Source organism: Leptolyngbya sp. FACHB-8, assembly GCF_014695575.1.
GTDB lineage: Bacteria > Cyanobacteriota > Cyanobacteriia > Elainellales > Elainellaceae > Vacuolonema.
In genome coordinates this window covers 1-18,000 of sequence record NZ_JACJOO010000084.1, presented here as the reverse complement: position 1 = coordinate 18,000, position 18,000 = coordinate 1, and the positions used below count along the sequence as shown (strand labels likewise).

Below are 18,000 nucleotides of genomic sequence, written 5' to 3'. Positions count from 1 at the left end.
GATAAGCCGAACCGCCCATTATTGCGTGCTCGACACGCACGCAATAATGGGCTTTTTCGAGTGCCGCGCGAAGCGCGGCACTCGAAAAAGCCCATAACCCGAACTGAGGTTAAATCTATAGAACTTTGCTCATTGATTCGGTAGGTAGTGTAGGACACTTCGCGCCCTACACTACCTACTGAACGCGGTTGTACGCTGCTGTAGTCGTGCATGTAAAAGACTTCTTGCATGAATTGTGGTGGGGCGAAGTCGCGCCACAATTCATGCAGATGCAGCATGCAGCGTACCGCATCAATCCCTCAAAGTGCTGCAAGTGGCTATTCTGCAGTCGTTCCCTCTAAAGTTTGGATCGTTAGAACTTGGGGGGGAGTTGCATCCGGTGGATAGAGGAAGCGGATGCGAAATGGACGGCGGTTGTTGGGAGGAATTGTCAGCACAGCCAACGGTTCACTGCGATCGCCTCGCCGCTGCACTAAATGGAAGTAGCGCTCCTGAAAGGCTCCCTGCTCATCTCGGTAATTAACTTGCACACTGCCCCGGAAGAAGGTTTGGGTCGGCAACGTTTCAAAAAAACGCAGCCCATTCTGACTCAAGACATCCTCCTTAATGGGAGTTTGCAAGCTGACGGCAACGCGTTGGGTTGCATTTGTGGAGTTCTGCAATGGCAGAGTCAGATCATACTCCACGCCATAATTTCCGTGAGCCTGATATGCCGTGTCAGGATAACGCACCCGCATGGCTGCGGTTTGCACCTGTCCTGTTCCCTGGCGGCCCCGAACTAATGTGCTGAGGCCATAGGAATAGACTGTACCTCGTGCTGGAATGGTCAGGGACTGTTGGTTTGAAGTATCGGTTACGGTTGTCTGCCAGCGAGAACCAACGGAAACTCCGGCCACCCGACCATAGCGGAAGTTGCTGGTAGCATCGAGGGCTGAAGGGGGGAGATCGCGCGGTTCTGATAAATTGCCAGATTGGAGGAGCGATCGCCACTCATCCAGGGTTGGGGCTCGTTCGCTACCATCGGCGTTGCGTTGGGCAAACATGGCTAGACTTGCCACATAAACGGGTTCTCCCGGGTTCCGTAATCGCATATAGGTCGAACGGCCATTCAGTGGCGGTTCTAACCCTGCTACGGGAATGGGGGCATTTAATAACAGTGTGTAACCGCCTGGGGGAATTTCGACCACGGGAGGCAGGCCGAGCCGTTGCCGCCCTCGGAGAATATCGCTCATCACCCGGCTACCTGGCCCAGCATAGACATCCCCGGTTGGGTCTTCCACAAGGGGAGGCAATGTTGTGATAAACGGGGCATCAGGCTGGCTTAGATAACTCGCCCCCTCCAACACACTCAGCCGTACAGATTGCGTCCCAGGATTGTGGACCAGGATGCCCAGGTACATGCTCCTCAAATCCTCAGGTGTCGACGCTCCATAGACGTGATGGGCGAACACATCGAATCGTCCTGTGAACGGTACATTGAGATGGGCCGCTGGATTGGCTTTACCTTCGGGTGGAAAGGTTGAAAGCAAAATGCCTTCGCCACCAATTTTCTCGGGGCTGTTGCTATTGAACACAGGGACTGTGTCCAGAGCCCCTGGTAGGGGACGTACATCTTGAGGTTGCACAATTTCAGGGGGCGAGGGAGCAGCCTGAGCGACCATAAAGGCAGCAAGGAGAGAGAGCATGAGCTTATCGGAGAAGGGGAGTAACAGGCGCAATTGGCTGGGGTGATCCAGCGGGAATTGCGTGTAATCGGCCCATTATCACCTGAATGTCTTGCAAAATTGCAGCCTTGTTTTCTGCCGTTAGCACGGGCACATGGATAAACAAAACGAACTTCTCAGGATGGTGCTGCTGTACATAATCCAAAAGTTCGTAATAAAGGTGGTTGCAGACAAACTTCCCAGCATCGTCGCTAATATCGGTAAAACTGAGTTCCTCCAACCATGATTCCAGAGGCAAGCGAGTTTGCCGGGTATGGTCTTCTCGAACGGCCTGCCGCTCTAAATTGAGGCGATCGCGCTTTTCTGCCATCCCAAAGCACACCACACCATCCGGTTGAAAGGTATTGAAGTAGTCGATCGCCCGTCGAGGAGCCTCCTCGAAATGTACAGGTAACAACCGCACCACTTGGGTTGGTGATACCATCCCCTTGTCCAACATTGCCAACATCAAATCATCAGAAGAGTTAGATGTTTGTTCCGGTTTCCATGTTGTAAACGAGGTCATCATTAACCGTTTAGCCATAAATGAATGCATCCTATACATTTGCTCACGCAATCCATTATGGCTTTCCTCAGAAACTATTTGAAGGAGTTAATTTATTCAAAGAACTGGCTAAACTCAGGCCAAGACTGACAGCACTTTGTACTTGAATTAGCCACGGTTGTTTTTGTGAGAGCCGTGTGGAGCGTGGCTCTCACAAAAACAACCAGATTTTAAGTGCTTAAAAAGCGCTGTATGTGGAGCTAGTAGGCTGCAGCCTAAGTTCGCAACCTATGTTTTTGTGTAGGGTGCGAAGCACCCTACACAAAAACATAGGTGATGGATTTCCGCCGCAGCGTACTAGCAAGATGAATCAAGGTGTAATTGGGTAATAATTGCATACCATTTCTGTTACGGCGATCACTGCCCAACTTCCAATTGCATCGTGTTTCTTCAACCTGAATGCAATTTCCAACTTGGCGATCGCTGATGAGCGATGCGTCCAGGGCGATTTCTATGATTTTGTGAAATAGAAATTGAATGGGTCTGTCGTATCAGAAAAGCAAGAAAAGCAGCTCAACTCAATTCAATATAAAATTCAAAATATTATTCCATTCACGAAGTGAGTCGCACAACGTTTTGGGCTTTATATTCAACTATGCCTGCCTGCTTATCAATACATAGTTGATTTTGGAAAAGTATGCTGATGCCCATAATATTCTTGGCTCAAAATGAACGGAGACAACGCGTTGTTGGGAGCAATGCCCTGGTAGTAGAGTAGATAAGGGGTATTTCGTCCTCTCCCATGGCTTGGTCCTAAATTTTATGTCTGCAAAAGAAACAGTGTCGTCTCAGGATCTGGGGTTTGTTGCAACCCTTCGTCGGTATTTTCGGCAGGAGTTGCTGCCCTTGCTGGCGGATCTTCGGTTGGCGATCGCGCTCCTGTTGGCGATCGCGATCTTTAGCATCAGCGGCACCATCATCGAGCAGGGCGAAACCCTGGAGTTCTACCAGGCCAACTATCCTGAAGACCCGGCACTGTTTGGTTTTCTCAGTTGGAAAGTATTGCTCACCCTGGGCTTAGATCACGTCTACCGCACCTGGTGGTTCCTGGCCTTGCTGATTCTGTTTGGCTCCAGCCTTACCGCCTGTACCTTCTCGCGGCAGATTCCCACTCTCAAGGCAGCCCGGAAGTGGAGCTACTACACACAGCCCCGGCAGTTTGAAAAGCTGGCCTTGAGTGCAGACGTTGACACTAATGATATGGACCACCTGACACGATTGCTGCAAAAGCGACGCTATAAGGTGTTTCAGGAAGGACAGAGCCTGTACGCGCGTCGTGGTATTGCCGGGCGCATCGGTCCGATCATCGTCCACGCCAGTATGCTCATTGTGCTGGCAGGCTCGATTCTGGGTTCCATGACCGGATTTTTTGCCCAAGAAATTGTGCCCAGCGGTCAAACCTTTCGGATTCAAAACATTTACGATGCGGGACCATGGGCCGCGGGTCAAATCCCGAAAGATTGGTCTGTACATGTGAACCGCTTTTGGATTGATTACTCCCCTGAGGGGGCGATCGACCAGTTCTACTCCGATTTGTCTGTATTGGATAACGACGGCAACGAAATCGATCGCAAAACGATTCACGTGAACGAGCCCCTACGGCATAAGGGCGTTACCCTGTACCAGGCTGATTGGGGTGTTGCTGGTATTCGCTTTCACTTCAATAACAGCCCTGTATTCGACTTGCCCATGGCGCAACTCCTCTCCGGCAATCAGGGTCGCCTCTGGGGTGCCTGGATCCCGACGAAGCCTGATATGAGCCAGGGCGTATCCATACTGGCGCGGGATTTGAAAGGAACAGTGTTGGTGTACGACCAGGAAGGCAACCTGGCGGCTACGATTCGCGAAGGCCAATCCGCTGAGATTAATGGAGTGCAGCTGGGAATTGATGAAGTTATTGGCAGCACGGGCTTACAGATTAAGGCAGATCCAGGTATTCCGGTTGTATATCTGGGCTTTGGTCTGCTGATGCTCAGCGTGGTCATGAGTTATGTGTCCCATAGTCAGGTATGGGCTTTGCAGGAGGGCGATCGCCTCTACCTGGGCGGCAAAACCAACCGCGCCCAGGTCACCTTTGAACGGGAGATCCTGGAAATTCTGGATACTCTGCAACCGCCTGTTAATTCGGTATCTGAACCTGCTGCTTTGGTGAAGGTCGATTAGACGGCGAACGTCTGGGTGGCGCGAAGCGTTCGGTGGAAAGCTGTGAGTAACGCCCCTTTGCCTCTTCCCAGTCTTTTCGTCACACTGAAAGCAATTCCGTGTCTATTGCCCCTTCGCGGAGATGCTATGAAAATTTTGGTGATGAATGCTGGATCGAGCAGCCAGAAAAGTACGCTGTATGAACTTCTGGGCGATCGCCTCCCCAGTTCTCCCCCCGTCCCGTTGTGGGTTGCCAGCATCGATTGGACGCATCAGGCTGGTCAGGCCGAAATCAAGGTCGACAATCATCAAGGTACTCAGGTTCAGGAAACGATGCCGAATCAGCCTCGGGAAGCGGTTATGGCTCGCTTCCTGGAAACCCTATGGTCAGGTGAAACCCAGGTTATTGAAAAACCCTACGATATTGATATAGTGGGGCACCGAGTAGTTCACGGTGGGGCCGAGTATCAGGCCAGTGTGCGGATTACGCCCGAGGTGAAGGAGGCGATCGCCCGCTTTTCCCATTACGCCCCAGTGCATAATCCGGCCAATTTGGAAGGGATTGAATTCACCGAAAAAATTCTGGGAAACATTCCTCAGGTCGCTGTATTTGACACCGCTTTTCATGCCACATTGCCCCAATTCGCAACGGTCTATCCGATTCCCTATCACTGGTACGAGGCGGGAATTCGCCGCTATGGCTTTCATGGCACCAGTCATCGGTACTGTGCTGCACGGGCTGCCGAGTTGCTGGGGCATCCAATGCCGCTACGGCTCATCATTTGTCACCTGGGTAATGGGGCATCGCTATCAGCCGTGCGAGATGGTGAGTGTATTGACACCACTATGGGGTTTACTCCGTTGGAAGGGTTGATGATGGGGAGCCGCTCTGGTTCCATTGATCCCGGCATTTTGATTCACCTGCTCCGGGAGGAGGGATTCGACGCTGACAAGTTGGATCGCCTGCTGAATAAAGAATCGGGAGTGCTGGGAGTGTCAGGAGTGTCCAACGACATGCGGCAGGTAACGGAGGCGATCGCCCAGGGAAACGCCCAGGCTCAACTCGCCCTGGACGTCTATTTGCATCGCTTGCGTCAGAGCATTGGTTCCCTATTGCCGGGATTGGGAGGTTTGGATGCCATCGTATTTACCGCCGGGATTGGAGAAAATGCGCCTGACATTCGAGCGGGGGCCTGCCAGGGATTTGAGTTCTTGGGTTTGAAGATCGATCCGGAGAAAAATGTGCGATCGCCTCAGGACATCGACATCGCCACCCATGACTCCACGGTTCGCGCGCTCGCCATCCATACCCAGGAAGATTGGATGATTGTTTCTGATGCCTGGACAATAGCCCGCGCATCCTAGAGCTTGCTTCATTGAGGAGGGGTGTAGTTGTGAAGCACCTATGCACCCTCTGGTGCCTCATTAGCTCAGGAAGGGGTATAGGCGGCAGGTACATTTGCCAGTCGGCAATGCTGAATTGGCTCGCTAGAATGCAGGAATATAAATGAACACTGAGCTACCGTATGGGTTCTCCTCTCGCTCAAGAAATTAGTCCGGTTCCCGCGTCTCAGGACACGGCGGCACTCAGGCGGGTCTTCGAAGCGATGACCCCAGAACGTTGCCCCCGCGTCTACAACTTTCACATGCACACGGTTTGTTCTGATGGTAGGCTCACTCCTGAGCTGCTCATCCAACAGGCTGTGTCCATCGGTTTGCAAGGGCTGGCTATCACTGATCACCACTCCGTTGATGGGTTTCGCCGCGCCCAGGCATGGCTGTCGGGCCAACAACTTCCCAATGCTCCCCATTTGTGGAGTGGGGTTGAGATTAATGCTCAGCTATTACATGATGAGGTCCACGTTTTAGGTTATGCCATTGATCCCGACCATGGGGAAATCGCTCCCTATCTTCAGGGGTATGGGTTGAGGGGCGATCGCGGTGATGCCCGTCATGTTATCGACGCCATCCATGCGGCTGGGGGCCTTGCTGTCCTGGCCCATCCCGCTCGCTATCGCCACTCCCCTGCTGAACTCATCGCCGCTGCAACAGAGTTGGGTATTGATGGGGTTGAAACCTATTACGCCTACAACAATCCCAACCCCTGGTGCCCTAGCCCCCGGCAAACTCGCGAAGTCTTTACCCTGGCTGAGTGCTATGGGCTGCTGCATAGCTGTGGTACTGATACCCACGGGTTAAATTTGCTACAGCGTCTGTAAGAAATTCTAGGGCTAATCAGCCTATCTGATAGACGTTTAACTCTCCCAATCAGGCCCAGCTCTGGTCGTGGTTTAACCACATGTTCGCCATTTTTCTCAAGTCCTTTGTGTACACGTCGCATACCAGAATCAAGGGCTTGAGAAAAATAGCGAAGGTATTGGTTTAAATGTGTGGTTAGTTGTGGTGAGATAAGTGTTGCGCGTTCCTCTTGCCACAATTTATCCGCTAAAAACAGCACCTTCAAAGTCCCTTGTGGAACTGTTGTCCTATCTAACCTTAGTTCGAGTTAAGGGCTTTTTCGAGTGCCGCGCGAAGCGCGGCACTCGAAAAAGCCCATTATTGCGTGCGCGTCGCGCACGCAATAATGGGCGGTTCGGCTTATCCCGAACTGACGTTATCTATAACCCACAGCCGTTTCAACTACAGCGTTTTGTGCTTGAATCAGCCACGGTTGTTTTTGCGAAAGCCTTGCGGAGCAAGGCTTTCGCAAAAACAACTAGATTTTAAGCGCTTAAAAAGCGCTGTATAGGAACACTCAATAACTTCAGCTCGTTATGAAACTGTTTGAAAAGTTATGGAAGGGGATGATTTTCGAACAGGTTCTCAAAGCTCAACTTCTATTACGTAACCTCAGTTCGGGATAAGCTGAAGTGCTCATTTTGGCGTGCGCAAAGCGCACGCCAAAATGAGTGTTTTCGAGTGCCGCGCAACGCGCGGCACTCGAAAACACACTTAACCCGAACTCAGGTTACGTAAATAATTGCTGTTGCCATAGTTATCTTTATCAACGAGAAGTTCAGCAATGACCACGTGCGAGAAGTGCTGTTGACCGCTATATAATGCGGGCACACTATTGGCTGTGTTTAGGATAGAAAGCTCTCGTTTGGTAGTGGATCGTTCCTTCTGCACCGCTATCTACTGCTAATTGCTAAAGCTATGTCACTTGCGTTGAGCGTAGAGCCGTTGTCACTGGTGGGGATTGGTATCTCTTCAGATGGCTTGCCAGCGCTTGTTGATTTTCTCAATCATTTCACAACAGTATCTGCAACGGTGGTGGTAGTGGCATCACAACCTGATGACCTGACACCTACGTTGCAAGGTCAGGTGCCTTGGAGCGTTATGCCCCTGACCAATCAATCATCCTTGTTGCCCCATACGGTGTATGTGGTGCCCATACACCATCGCATCCAGGCAGAAGGTTCACAGCTACGGGTTATTGCTCTGGAGGAACCAGAAGCCCAACCCCTGAATGCTGGGTTGAGCGCCCTAGCCCAATGGAGGGGCGATCGCACCTTTGGGCTCCTACTCGGTTCCCCAACGAGTGATGGGCTGGCAGGTTTACAGGCTATCCGTCAGGCGGGAGGGATTGCGCTTAATCCCGCACAAGAAGTGTCTGAATCGGCCGCTGTCTCTGCTGAGGACTTGGCCCGAACGCTCGCTACTCTTATGCAATGTGCAGTCTGGAGTCCGAGACCTGAAGTTCAGGCTGATCTGCGACAGCAAGCCGACGAACTGGAATACCTTTACAAGACGGTACCAGTCGGATTGGCTTTGGTGGATCAACACCTGTGTTACGTGCGAGTCAACGATTTTCTCGCCCATCTGCAAGGATTTGCGTCTGCCGCCGATTACGTTGATAAAACCGTTGCCGGGCAAATTCCCTACCTGGCGGAGCAGGTGTTGCCCTATTACAATCAGGTGCTCGAAACAGGTGAGCCATTGCTGAACGTCGAGGTTCGCATGGTTCGGCCTGAAACGCCTCATCTGGAAACGATTTTACTGGCCAGCTACTATCCCATTGAGCGACCGGATGGGCAACGGATGGTTGGGGTCACCATTGTCGATGTGACGGAGATGCGTCGGGCCGAGGAACTGTTAGCCCATTACAATCGCCGCTTAGAAGCGCAAGTGGCTGAGCGTACTGAAGCTCTCCAGCGCAGCGAAACTAGCTTTCGCATGATTGTAGAAGCAGCCGAGCTGACCTGTTGGGAACGCAACCTGGAAACCGATGAAGTTTGCCTGTTTACACCCCACCATCAGGGCCTTTGGATGAGCCAGTCGTGGGCAACGTACACGCAAGCTATTCATCCGGAGGATCAGCCGCAATTTGAACAGGCGATCGCCACAGCCATCAATCGTCGCAGTGACCTGGAAGTAGAGTATCGGGTGCAGTTGCCGGATCAATCCGTGCAATGGATGCTCGCTCGGGGGCGTATGCTCACCGACCGGCTGGGGCGACCTCACCGCATTTTCGGCATTAGCCTGGATATTACCGATCGCAAACAGGTTGAAATTGCCCTCCACGAACGAGAGGAATTTTTGCGGAGCATCTACGAAAACGCCTGTTTTGGCATTTTTGTAGTGGATATCCTGCCGGATGGCCAATTCCGTTCCCTGGGCCTAAATCCAGTTCACGAACGCACAACAGGGCTAAAGGATACCGATATGTGGGGAAAAGCTCCACAGGAGTTGCTTCCTCCAGACATTGCTGCCGCTGTTTGCGCGAACTACCAGCGCTGCATTGATGCTGCAACCCCTATTACCTACGAAGAATTTTTGCCGTTTCAGGATCGAGATTTTTGGTGGCTAACCAGCCTGGCACCCCTATGGGATGAAACTGGGCGCATTTATCGATTAGTGGGCACCACGACGAACATCACAGCGCTGAAACAGGCTGAAGAACGGCTGAAAACGCTAACAGATAACGTTCCAGGGGCGGTTTTCCGTTACTTGCTACGGTCGGATAGCTCAGATGCCATGCTCTATGTCAGCCCTGGTTGCCGCAACCTGTGGGAATGGGACGCGGACACGGTGTTAGCTGACATGAATGTGTTATGGCAGATGGTTGAGCCGAAGCACCAGCAGGCTCTCCGGCGATCGCTCGCAGACTCCGCTCAAACCTTACAACCCTGGTGCTGGGAGTGGCCCATTACAACTCCCTCGGGTCAGCAACGGTGGCTGCAAAGCACAGCTCAACCGACACGAGAAGCCAATGGAGATGTGTTTTGGGATGGGGTGCTGTTGGACGTGAGCGATCGCAAGGCCGCTGAAATGGCCCTTCAGCTCGAAGAGAAACGTTTTCGTGCCATCTTCGCCAAGGTGCTGGTTGGGGTGGCGATCGAGTTTCCGCCAGATTACACCCTGGGTATGACAAACCCGGCATTTCAGCACATCCTGGGCTATTCTGCCGCCGAACTGAATCAATTAAGTTATCGAGACATTACCGTTGCCGAGGATCTGCTACAGCAGCAACCTTTATTGGATGAGTGTTTTGCTGGAATTCGTGACGGTTACCAAATGGAAAAACGCTACATCCGTAAAGATGGACGTTTGATTTGGGTGGCCGTGAATACGTCCCTCATTCGGGATGAGCAGGGGCAAATTCAGTTTTTCGTCTCTACTGTGGAGGACATCACTAACTGGCGAGAGCAGGTCAACCTGGAGCTGAGCCGTAACCGTGACCTGAAAGAAGCCTTTTTTGAAGAATCTACTGATGCCATATTTTTGGCTGACTCTTACACCACAGACATTTTTGATTGCAACCAGCGGGCTGTCGAACTGTTCGAAGCGACCTCGAAAGCCGAACTCCTGCATCGGCCTGGGATTGGGTTCTGCAAATATCCTGTCTCGCTGGAAGAGGTCGCTGTACTCATGCGGGAAATTCGAGAAAAACGATTTTGGAGCGGTGAGTTTGAGTATGTGACCTGCGGGGGGCGTGTCTTCTGGGGCCAAATTTCTATCAAGATGATCCAGGTGGCCGATCGCACGATGCAACTGGTTCAAATTCGGGATATCAGCGATCGCAAACAGGTTGAACTCGATATGCTCAGCAACATGAAAGAGTTGCAACGGCTCAACCAGATTAAAGATGACTTTCTCAGCACCATCTCCCACGAGCTACGCACGCCCCTCACCAGCATTGATATGGCTAGCCGTATGGTACGGATTGCTTTAGAGCAACCCGGCACCCTTTCCTCCGAAGCCAATACCGAGCGCATCTTCCGCTATCTCTCCATTCTGGAGGAGCAATGCCAGCAGGAAGGCGATCTCATTAAAGATCTGTTGGATCTTCAGCAGTTAAATGCTGGTGCTTACTCTCTGGAACGCAGCGAAATCTCGCTTCCGGCGGCCCTGACTCCCTTGCTAGAGTCTCTAGAAAAACGTATGGAGGCCCAAGCACAACAGTTTCGGTTGGTTGTGCCGCCAGCGCTTCCCCCCCTCATGACCGATGTTGAAGTGCTGCATCGCATTTTGGGGGAACTGTTGACCAACGCCTGTAAGTACACGCCTCCTCATGAGACTATTTCACTTCAGGTCAATTCTCTGGACATGTCGAACGGTGAAACCTGGGTTCGATTTATGATTTGCAATACCGGCGTGGAGATTCCACCGGAGGAGTATGACACGATTTTTCAGGCGTTTTACCGAGGTATTCAGGGCGATCGCTGGAGTAAGCGCGGTACAGGACTGGGTCTCACTCTGGTGAAAAAGTTCACTGAATGCCTGGGCGGTACCATTCGCTTAGCAAGTGGCAATGGCAGAACATGCTTTCGGGTCGATTTACCTGTCGATGGGCGGCTCGACTAACAGCATGAATCCTTTTTTGAGGGTGTGAATTATTGCGCAGCTCCGCCGCGCAATAATTCATGCAGCAATCTGATGACTTGGGGTTACTGCAAACGTGGCGCTTTACGCAGCACGAAAACATTTCCCTCGTTGCCACGCCCGACGCGCAGGTCGTCATCCAGGTAGGTTACCTCCAGCCATCCCTGCTGGTTGTCGCTATTGATCGGAAAGTCCAGCGGGAGGAAGCGATCGCCCGCATCAATCTTTTCAATTAACGCCTCAGGAGAGTGGTAACCCATCAGCCGTTGCAACCCCAAAATTCCCCGGCGAAACTTCACGTCGACTCGCTTCTCCGATACGGGTTCAAAGGTTGCTGACACACTGACGAGCCCCTCTAAGTACGGCAAACCATAAACTTCAGCAATGTTAAAGATTTCCTGGGTCTGCGTTCGAACAACTTGATAAATCTGCCCCAGCTTGAGCAAAGCAAAGCGATCGATCCCCAACAACTCTTGGCTAGTGGTATAGAGTAATTGCCAGTTCCCATCCAATTTTTCTGGAGCTTCCAGAGGCCGGGGGGTAGGGTTGTGGTCTTCTAATTGAGCGACCGCCGCCAATATGGCCTGCTGATCTGGTTTGGAGGCCAGGATGCCACGATTTTTCCCGGCGATCGCCTCTAGCAACCTTGTTTTACCAATCATCCGGATTATCCCCCCGATGCTCTCGTTATAGGATAGATAAAGTTGATTCAATCTAATGATTCAAGTCAGGATTGATTCAATGGGAAGTGAGCAAAAACGACGTTTTACGTTAACCTTTGCTTGGGTACCTGTAAAGTATGAGGGCATCGCTCTAACAGTCTACCGGGCTAACCCTATATGTAGGGACTAGTTATTGACAGACTGGAAATATTTACGCTACCCTTAGCGCTCAGTTTCGTCTCACGGTTTCGTTCTGATTCCTTCGGCTTCTATCTCAAGCTTAGTTGGTTTCAGACTCACTCCTCGCCCACGGGTAATTCACCCTAACTCACGTTCTTTTTCAGACGAGCAATTCTATGCATAATCCTGCTCTGCGCGGTCAGTCTCGCAAAGACGCCGCTTCACCCATTCCGCTTCAGCACGACGCCTCTATCTTGGATTGGCTGGAAGGTACAGGTCGATTGTTGGCCCGTGACACCAACGACAACTTGATTATGGACAACGAAGAAGAAATTACTGATTTGATGGGAGCAGACGACGGTGATTTCGATGATGACGACGACGATATGCTCGATCTCGATGATTAAGTAGAGGGTAAGGATGGGCAGTTCTTAGATTGTCCATCCTTATCTTTTATTGTCGAATGCTCATTTTTCTGAAACTCCCTCTTGCCAAATAGGTATTTCTGCCAAAGAATGTGTGGAAATGTTGCCCGAAATTAACAATTTCGTCGTAATGTTTGGGAAGACGTGAGGCTGGCTTGAAGTAAAAGGGTATAACCCCGGTTACGACTGTGGTGTGGCTGACGAGATTTGACCGTTTCAAATTGTGGTGTGGAGTGTGGTAAGCGGTTGTGGATGCAAAATTTTCCTCACGAAGTTTAACCTTAATCAGTGGTAAGTTCCTGTTCTGGAGCCTTGCAGGTATTCTGACGCTCCTTGCGTCCAGTCTGGACTGGTTTGCGGGTCGAGTGTCCTGGCAGCCCCAGAGTTTAACGTTGCCGTTTCTATTAGCGGCTGTTGGAACCTGGTTAGCCGGCTGTTGGGCTGTTCCTGTGCTTCGGGCTCTCAAAGCTGGGCAGATCATTCGAGAAGATGGGCCACAAGCTCACCTCCAAAAGGCGGGAACTCCGACCATGGGCGGTGTCTTCGTTGTTCCGGTTGGCGTGGCGATCGCCCTTCTCCTGTCCGGTTTCAACACAAATGTTCTGGCCGTATCCCTCGTTACCCTGGCCTACGCCTTCATTGGCTGGATCGATGACTGGCAGATTCTCAACCGTCGCTCTAACAAGGGTATTACCCCTCGCCAAAAGCTGCTTCTCCAGATCGGGTTTGGAGCGCTGTTCTGCCTCTGGGTGTTCTGGCAGCAACCCATCAACGTCACCCACGTGCTGCTTCCTTTCGGCTTTATCCTGCCCCTGGGTTTCTTGTTCTGGCCAGTTGCCTGGTTTGCGCTGGTAGCCGAGAGCAATGCTGCTAACCTGACCGATGGCCTGGATGGTCTAGCGGGTGGAACGGGGGCGATCGCCCTCCTTGCCCTAGGGGCCCTCGTTGCTCCTTATCATCCTGACCTGATGGTGTTTTGTGCTGGGTTAGGCGGAGCTTATCTGGGCTTTGTGTCCCATAATCGCAACCCCGCCCGAGTTTTCATGGGAAATCTGGGTTCCCTTGCCCTTGGCGGTGCTTTAGCCGGAGTTGCAATCCTGACCCAATCCCTGTTTGTCCTGCTGATTCTGAGTGCCATTTTCCTGGCAGAAACCCTCTCGGTTATCCTTCAGGTTGGTTACTACAAGGCCACTAAGGATGAGAATGGGATCGGCAAGCGTCTCTTCAAGATGGCCCCTCTACACCACCACCTTGAGCTCAGCGGTTGGTCTGAAATCAATGTTGTTGGCTGGTTCTACAGTATTGGCTTGATTCTTGCTCTACTTTGCCTGGTAAGCTTCTAAGCTTTCCCATAAACAAAAGCTGTGCCGTCCGCGACGCGGGCGGCACAGCTTTTTAGGGTATCTGTAAAGCGCCTACAATTAAGGGCGTTTTCGAGTTACGCAACGCAGCACTCGAAAACGCCCTTAACCCAAAAGAATTAGTCTACGATCGCCGCCTTCAAGCTCCGACAAAACCCTTCCAGTGCTTCTAAGCCCTGATGAGGTTCTCCTTCCGCTAAACGCTTGACGAAGGCACTACCGACGATTACTGCATCAGCTCCCCAATCAGCGACTTGTCGAGCCTGGCTAGCTTCAGAGATGCCAAAGCCAATACCAATGGGTTTATCCGTAACTTTTTGAAGATCTAGCAGCAAATCCTGAACACGAGACTCGATCTTGGTACGAATGCCCGTGACGCCCGTGACGCTAACCAGGTAGATGAAGCCCTGGGAACGCTGGGCGATCGCTTCTAACCGCTCCTTAGGTGTCGTCGGTGCTACCAGCAGAACCACCTCAACGCCCATCTTTGAAGCCGGCACCAGCAGGGCGTCCATTTCTTCGAGGGGCAGGTCGGGCACCACTAAACCCCGCACCCCAGCATCAACTACATCCTTCAAAAAGGTCTCAATACCACGGTTAAGAATGGGGTTGTAGTAAATGAACAGCACAATTGGGGCTTTTAGATTTGGGCTGACGGTCTTTACCATTGCCAGTACATCATCTAGCCGGGTGCCCTTCTGGAGGGCGCGAGTGGCTGCAGCCTGAATCACAGGGCCATCTGCCAGAGGGTCGGAATAAGGAACTCCTAGCTCGATAATGTCGGCTCCGTTGCGATCGAGGAGTTCCAGAGCCTTTGCAGTCGTTTCTAAATCCGGGTCCCCCGCTGTAATAAAGGGAATCAGCGCACATTGCCCGCGATCCCGCAGGGCAGCCATTTGTTCAGATACCGCAACCATGTTTAATCCTTATCGTTCCCATCCCCAGCGGCTAATTTTTCCTGCTCTAGCTCGGCCTGAAGCTGCGCCCACTGTTCGGGCGTCATTTCATCCAGCCGCTTTTGCAGAACCGCGTCTTCGTAATCCTTCAGTTGTTGATGATAGGTCATCTTGTGGGTCACCACGCGAAATAAATAGGTGGCCGTCCAACCCACGAGCCCCATCACCAGTAAAACCTGGCTCCAAATTCCGGCATTCAGGCTATCGAGCCCAACAGCTTGTAGCAGGAGGTACAACACACCCCCTGCTACAAAAATTCCAAAGCCGATGCCAATGACATCAATCCGTCGCATGTTGTAATGGTAACCCTACGCGAGCGTTCGCTTCTGAGGGCGGCTATTGAGCAGGGGGCCTAACAGCAGCAACCCAGGGAAGAAGAGGAACACGAAGAAGTAGGCAATAAGCCGCTCAAAGGAACCGGCCGTGTGAAAGCGAGTATTGAGATACGCGAAAATGAGGGCCGGAATCACAACCAGGTAGGCTCCGCCCAAGCCAACGTATAGCAGAAGGGGAATAAGGGGAAGATTCAAGGGAAGATTCATAGCACCAAACCGGTTAGGACACGACGAGTTGCCGTCCCTCAAATTGTATCGCCTTCAGGGAAGGACGCTGGGCGATTCAATCATTTAAGTTCCTGAGGGATCGGATTAGGTTTTGCAAGAATTTTACGAGTAAACGCTGAAGAGGTTGGCTTTTCACTCGTGATGCCAATGAAAAGCCAACCTTGTTAACCTCAATTCGGGTTAAGGGCTTTTTCGAGTGCCGCGCGAAGCGCGGCACTCGAAAAAGCCCATTATTGCGTGCGCGTCGCGCACGCAATAATGGGCGGGTCGGCTTATCCCGAACCGACGTTTGTTAATAGTTTTTGGGATGCTGTTTTTGTTGCTAGAGGAAGCTATGCACCCTCACAACATACCACCCCTATAAAACACAACCGTTCTACGGGACGCGAGTGAATTAATCCGCTCCAAACTGCACACGGCGGGTCTCCATCGTAATCCCGTCTTCCCGAATAATTAACCCCGAAACCCACCGCTGCTCAGGCAGAGCAGGAGCCCGGCCTACCTTGAACAACCCCCCCGCTGTCAGAAGTTCTAAATCGATGCCAGGGGTGGTTTGATAAGCGGTGACGTTGACGGGTTCTTCCAAAGCTGCACCCAGCAGCTGGCGATTGCCCAGGGGCTCCATAACTACTGCATCAAAGTTAAAAGAGCGCCCAATGGCAACCTGTTGGGGTAAGTTTACCGTCAGCTCAGGTGGATTTTGCCCGGAGGAGACCCGGTTTGCCTCGGTGAGGGTTTCCTGCTGCACCAGCTTGTCATTCTGGAAATGCTGACGGGAGGTTAGGGTAGAATCTAGCGCCATACTTCGAGGCCCAAGGGTTTGCGTCCCGGTAATATGAGTCGTCGTTTCAACGACCACCGCATCTCCATCTCGCTCCCATGAATTAACTGTTGTCGTATACGAAAGATTGTCGTAGCGCTCCCAGAAGGTGGTTAGGGCCTGTTCAAGGGTGTCGTAGGTAAACCCATCTGCATGGGTAAAGTCGCGGCTAACGTAATCCATCACCCCATCCAGGTCTTCCTGGCTGGCGGCCTGATCCATATTGGTAATCAGGGTTTGAATTTCTGCGGGAACGGGTTCTGTCTGCGCCTGAGTGGCTGTATCCGTTGCCAAAATGCTGCCAAATAGGGCGATCGCTGCCAACATTCCTCTCTGCCAGCCAACACGCGACAATTTTGCGGAGGAGCGGGGAAATGACTGGGGAGTAGGCAACAATCGAACCATGGCAATGGTAGGCTGAGAGCCGATGATGATTTGAACTCTACTAGAGTACTCGCGGAACCGGAAAACTGCCATAGATTTTAGGCAGGCGGGGGCGTCGAAAAGGAATTGGCACAACGATGGCATCTCCAAAACTCTTAATTGCGGCTAGTGGTACAGGAGGACATTTGTTCCCGGCGATCGCCACCGCCGAGCAACTTCCCAAGGTCGATATTGAATGGCTCGGGGTACCCGATCGCTTAGAAACTCGCCTGGTACCGGAGCAGTATCCTCTTCATACGATTCGAGTGGAGGGGTTTCAGGGAAAACCTGGACTGGGCACGCTAAAGACTGTGGCTCGCCTGGTGAGTGCTGTTTGGAAAGTGCGACGGCTCTTACAGCAGGGGCAGTTTAATGGGGTCTTCACGACGGGAGGATATATTGCGGCTCCGGCGATTTTAGCGGCGCGATCGCTCGGCCTCCCTGCCATACTGCATGAATCCAACGCACTGCCTGGAAAGGTAACGCGGCTACTTAGCCCTCTATGTTCATTGGTGGCTTTGGGATTTGCGGATGCGGCAACCTATCTGCCCCGCGCTCGAACCGTAACGGTGGGCACGCCAGTGCGATCGCCCTTTCTCCTCCCACCTGAGGAAATGCCGCCCCTCACGCTGCCCATTCCGCCTGAGGTTCCCCTGCTAGTCGTTGTGGGAGGTAGCCAGGGTGCAGTTGCCGTGAATCGCCTGGTGCGTGAGTGTGCACCTGTCTGGGTCGAAGCAGGGTTGTGGATTGTACATCTGACAGGAGACAGCGACCCCGACGCAAAGAGCTACAGCCATCCCCAATATTTAGCCTTGCCATTCTTCGATAATATGGCGGCTCTGTTCCGTCGGGCGGATTTAGCGATTAGTCGGTCGGGGGCAGGGACATTGACGGAGTTGGCGATCGCCCACCTCCCCTCCATCCTGATTCCCTATCCCTTCGCTGCTGAAGACCATCAGACTTACAATGCTCGGGTCTTTGCTCAGGCAGGCGCTGCTCAGCTTATTCAACAATCGGACTTAACAGCGGCTCAGCTTCAGCAGTTGGTTTTGAACCTGATTGGAACGCCTGCATTGGCTGCTATGAAAGCTGAAACGGCAAAGCTCGCCGTTGTTGATAGCGCCCAACAGTTAGCAACCCAAATACAAGTGACCCTAAAGAGCTGATACAGTATTTCTAATCGGATGAGGTACGAGAGATAGATGGAGGACAGAATCCCGCATTTATCTCTCGTACCCTACGCGGTTGGAAAGGAGCATGGTAATTCCAAAAACTAAGGAGATTTCCAGTAATGAATTTACCCAGAATGTTGGTGCTTTGCCCGCTTCGCGGGCAAAGCACCAACATTCTGGGTAAATTCTTATGCAGAAACCTC

General features: G+C 52.1%; 14 protein-coding genes. 7 read left to right on the top strand and 7 right to left on the bottom strand.

Annotated elements, in window-relative coordinates:
* Positions 1-317: 317 nt before the first annotated feature.
* Positions 318-1,685, bottom strand: a complete 1,368-nt coding sequence (locus H6F91_RS23495; protein ID WP_190770151.1) for a DUF3370 domain-containing protein — start codon at positions 1,683-1,685, stop codon at positions 318-320.
* Between the two features lie 4 nt (positions 1,686-1,689).
* Entirely contained in the window at positions 1,690-2,247 is a 558-nt protein-coding gene (locus H6F91_RS23490) for a peptidase C15 (RefSeq protein WP_190770152.1), read from the bottom strand.
* A gap of 783 nt (positions 2,248-3,030) precedes the next feature.
* Between H6F91_RS23490 and H6F91_RS23485 the strand changes: the two genes are divergently transcribed.
* The 4 genes from H6F91_RS23485 (at position 3,031) to H6F91_RS23470 (ending at position 11,217) form a co-directional block, all read left to right on the top strand.
* On the top strand, positions 3,031-4,431 hold the full coding sequence (locus H6F91_RS23485) for a cytochrome c biogenesis protein (RefSeq protein ID WP_190770153.1): 1,401 nt from the start codon (positions 3,031-3,033) through the stop codon (positions 4,429-4,431).
* A 126-nt stretch (positions 4,432-4,557) separates the two neighbouring features.
* A complete protein-coding gene (locus tag H6F91_RS23480; RefSeq protein ID WP_190770154.1) occupies positions 4,558-5,775 on the top strand; it encodes an acetate kinase in 1,218 nt (405 codons plus the stop codon).
* Positions 5,776-5,936: 161 nt separating this feature from the next.
* Positions 5,937-6,629 (top strand): PHP domain-containing protein, encoded by a 693-nt coding sequence (locus H6F91_RS23475; protein WP_190770155.1) that lies wholly within the window; start codon positions 5,937-5,939, stop codon positions 6,627-6,629.
* A 937-nt stretch (positions 6,630-7,566) separates the two neighbouring features.
* On the top strand, positions 7,567-11,217 hold the full coding sequence (locus H6F91_RS23470; RefSeq protein ID WP_190770156.1) for a PAS domain S-box protein: 3,651 nt from the start codon (positions 7,567-7,569) through the stop codon (positions 11,215-11,217).
* An 83-nt stretch (positions 11,218-11,300) separates the two neighbouring features.
* On the opposite strand, the gene H6F91_RS23465 is transcribed toward H6F91_RS23470, so the two are convergent.
* Complete coding sequence (locus H6F91_RS23465) at positions 11,301-11,897, bottom strand: PAP/fibrillin family protein (RefSeq protein WP_190770157.1); 597 nt, start codon at positions 11,895-11,897, stop codon at positions 11,301-11,303.
* A gap of 356 nt (positions 11,898-12,253) precedes the next feature.
* Between H6F91_RS23465 and H6F91_RS23460 the strand changes: the two genes are divergently transcribed.
* The gene (locus H6F91_RS23460; protein WP_190770158.1) at positions 12,254-12,484 is read left to right on the top strand and encodes a DUF3134 domain-containing protein; all 231 of its coding nucleotides are present in this window, start codon (positions 12,254-12,256) and stop codon (positions 12,482-12,484) included.
* A 302-nt stretch (positions 12,485-12,786) separates the two neighbouring features.
* Entirely contained in the window at positions 12,787-13,845 is a 1,059-nt protein-coding gene (mraY, locus tag H6F91_RS23455) for a phospho-N-acetylmuramoyl-pentapeptide-transferase (RefSeq protein ID WP_347280082.1), read from the top strand.
* 137 nt (positions 13,846-13,982) lie between these two features.
* Here mraY and trpA read toward each other — a convergent pair whose 3' ends face one another.
* The 4 genes from trpA to H6F91_RS23435 form a co-directional block, all read right to left on the bottom strand.
* Entirely contained in the window at positions 13,983-14,780 is a 798-nt protein-coding gene (gene trpA / locus H6F91_RS23450; protein WP_190770160.1) for a tryptophan synthase subunit alpha, read from the bottom strand.
* A gap of 2 nt (positions 14,781-14,782) precedes the next feature.
* On the bottom strand, positions 14,783-15,112 hold the full coding sequence (locus H6F91_RS23445; protein ID WP_190770161.1) for a DUF3007 family protein: 330 nt from the start codon (positions 15,110-15,112) through the stop codon (positions 14,783-14,785).
* Positions 15,113-15,127: 15 nt separating this feature from the next.
* Entirely contained in the window at positions 15,128-15,361 is a 234-nt protein-coding gene (ndhL, locus tag H6F91_RS23440; protein ID WP_190770162.1) for an NAD(P)H-quinone oxidoreductase subunit L, read from the bottom strand.
* Positions 15,362-15,776: 415 nt separating this feature from the next.
* Positions 15,777-16,679: a nuclear transport factor 2 family protein gene (locus tag H6F91_RS23435; RefSeq protein ID WP_190770163.1), complete on the bottom strand. Its 903-nt coding sequence runs from the start codon at positions 16,677-16,679 to the stop codon at positions 15,777-15,779.
* A gap of 44 nt (positions 16,680-16,723) precedes the next feature.
* Here H6F91_RS23435 and murG point away from each other — a divergent pair, with 44 nt between their 5' ends.
* Positions 16,724-17,791, top strand: coding sequence for an undecaprenyldiphospho-muramoylpentapeptide beta-N-acetylglucosaminyltransferase (gene murG / locus H6F91_RS23430; RefSeq protein ID WP_190770164.1), 1,068 nt, complete (start codon positions 16,724-16,726; stop codon positions 17,789-17,791).
* Positions 17,792-18,000 lie beyond the last annotated feature (209 nt).

What these genes read in the sequence shown, in the direction of transcription:
- H6F91_RS23495 (WP_190770151.1), bottom strand. Translation starts at nt 1,685, where the DNA reads ATGCTCTCTCTCCTTGCTGCCTTTATGGTCGCTCAGGCTGCTCCCTCG.
- H6F91_RS23490 (WP_190770152.1), bottom strand. Translation starts at nt 2,247, where the DNA reads ATGGCTAAACGGTTAATGATGACCTCGTTTACAACATGGAAACCGGAA.
- H6F91_RS23485 (WP_190770153.1), top strand. Translation starts at nt 3,031, where the DNA reads ATGTCTGCAAAAGAAACAGTGTCGTCTCAGGATCTGGGGTTTGTTGCA.
- H6F91_RS23480 (WP_190770154.1), top strand. Translation starts at nt 4,558, where the DNA reads ATGAAAATTTTGGTGATGAATGCTGGATCGAGCAGCCAGAAAAGTACG.
- H6F91_RS23475 (WP_190770155.1), top strand. Translation starts at nt 5,937, where the DNA reads ATGGGTTCTCCTCTCGCTCAAGAAATTAGTCCGGTTCCCGCGTCTCAG.
- H6F91_RS23470 (WP_190770156.1), top strand. Translation starts at nt 7,567, where the DNA reads ATGTCACTTGCGTTGAGCGTAGAGCCGTTGTCACTGGTGGGGATTGGT.
- H6F91_RS23465 (WP_190770157.1), bottom strand. Translation starts at nt 11,897, where the DNA reads ATGATTGGTAAAACAAGGTTGCTAGAGGCGATCGCCGGGAAAAATCGT.
- H6F91_RS23460 (WP_190770158.1), top strand. Translation starts at nt 12,254, where the DNA reads ATGCATAATCCTGCTCTGCGCGGTCAGTCTCGCAAAGACGCCGCTTCA.
- trpA (WP_190770160.1), bottom strand. Translation starts at nt 14,780, where the DNA reads ATGGTTGCGGTATCTGAACAAATGGCTGCCCTGCGGGATCGCGGGCAA.
- H6F91_RS23445 (WP_190770161.1), bottom strand. Translation starts at nt 15,112, where the DNA reads ATGCGACGGATTGATGTCATTGGCATCGGCTTTGGAATTTTTGTAGCA.
- ndhL (WP_190770162.1), bottom strand. Translation starts at nt 15,361, where the DNA reads ATGAATCTTCCCTTGAATCTTCCCCTTATTCCCCTTCTGCTATACGTT.
- H6F91_RS23435 (WP_190770163.1), bottom strand. Translation starts at nt 16,679, where the DNA reads ATGGCAGTTTTCCGGTTCCGCGAGTACTCTAGTAGAGTTCAAATCATC.
- murG (WP_190770164.1), top strand. Translation starts at nt 16,724, where the DNA reads ATGGCATCTCCAAAACTCTTAATTGCGGCTAGTGGTACAGGAGGACAT.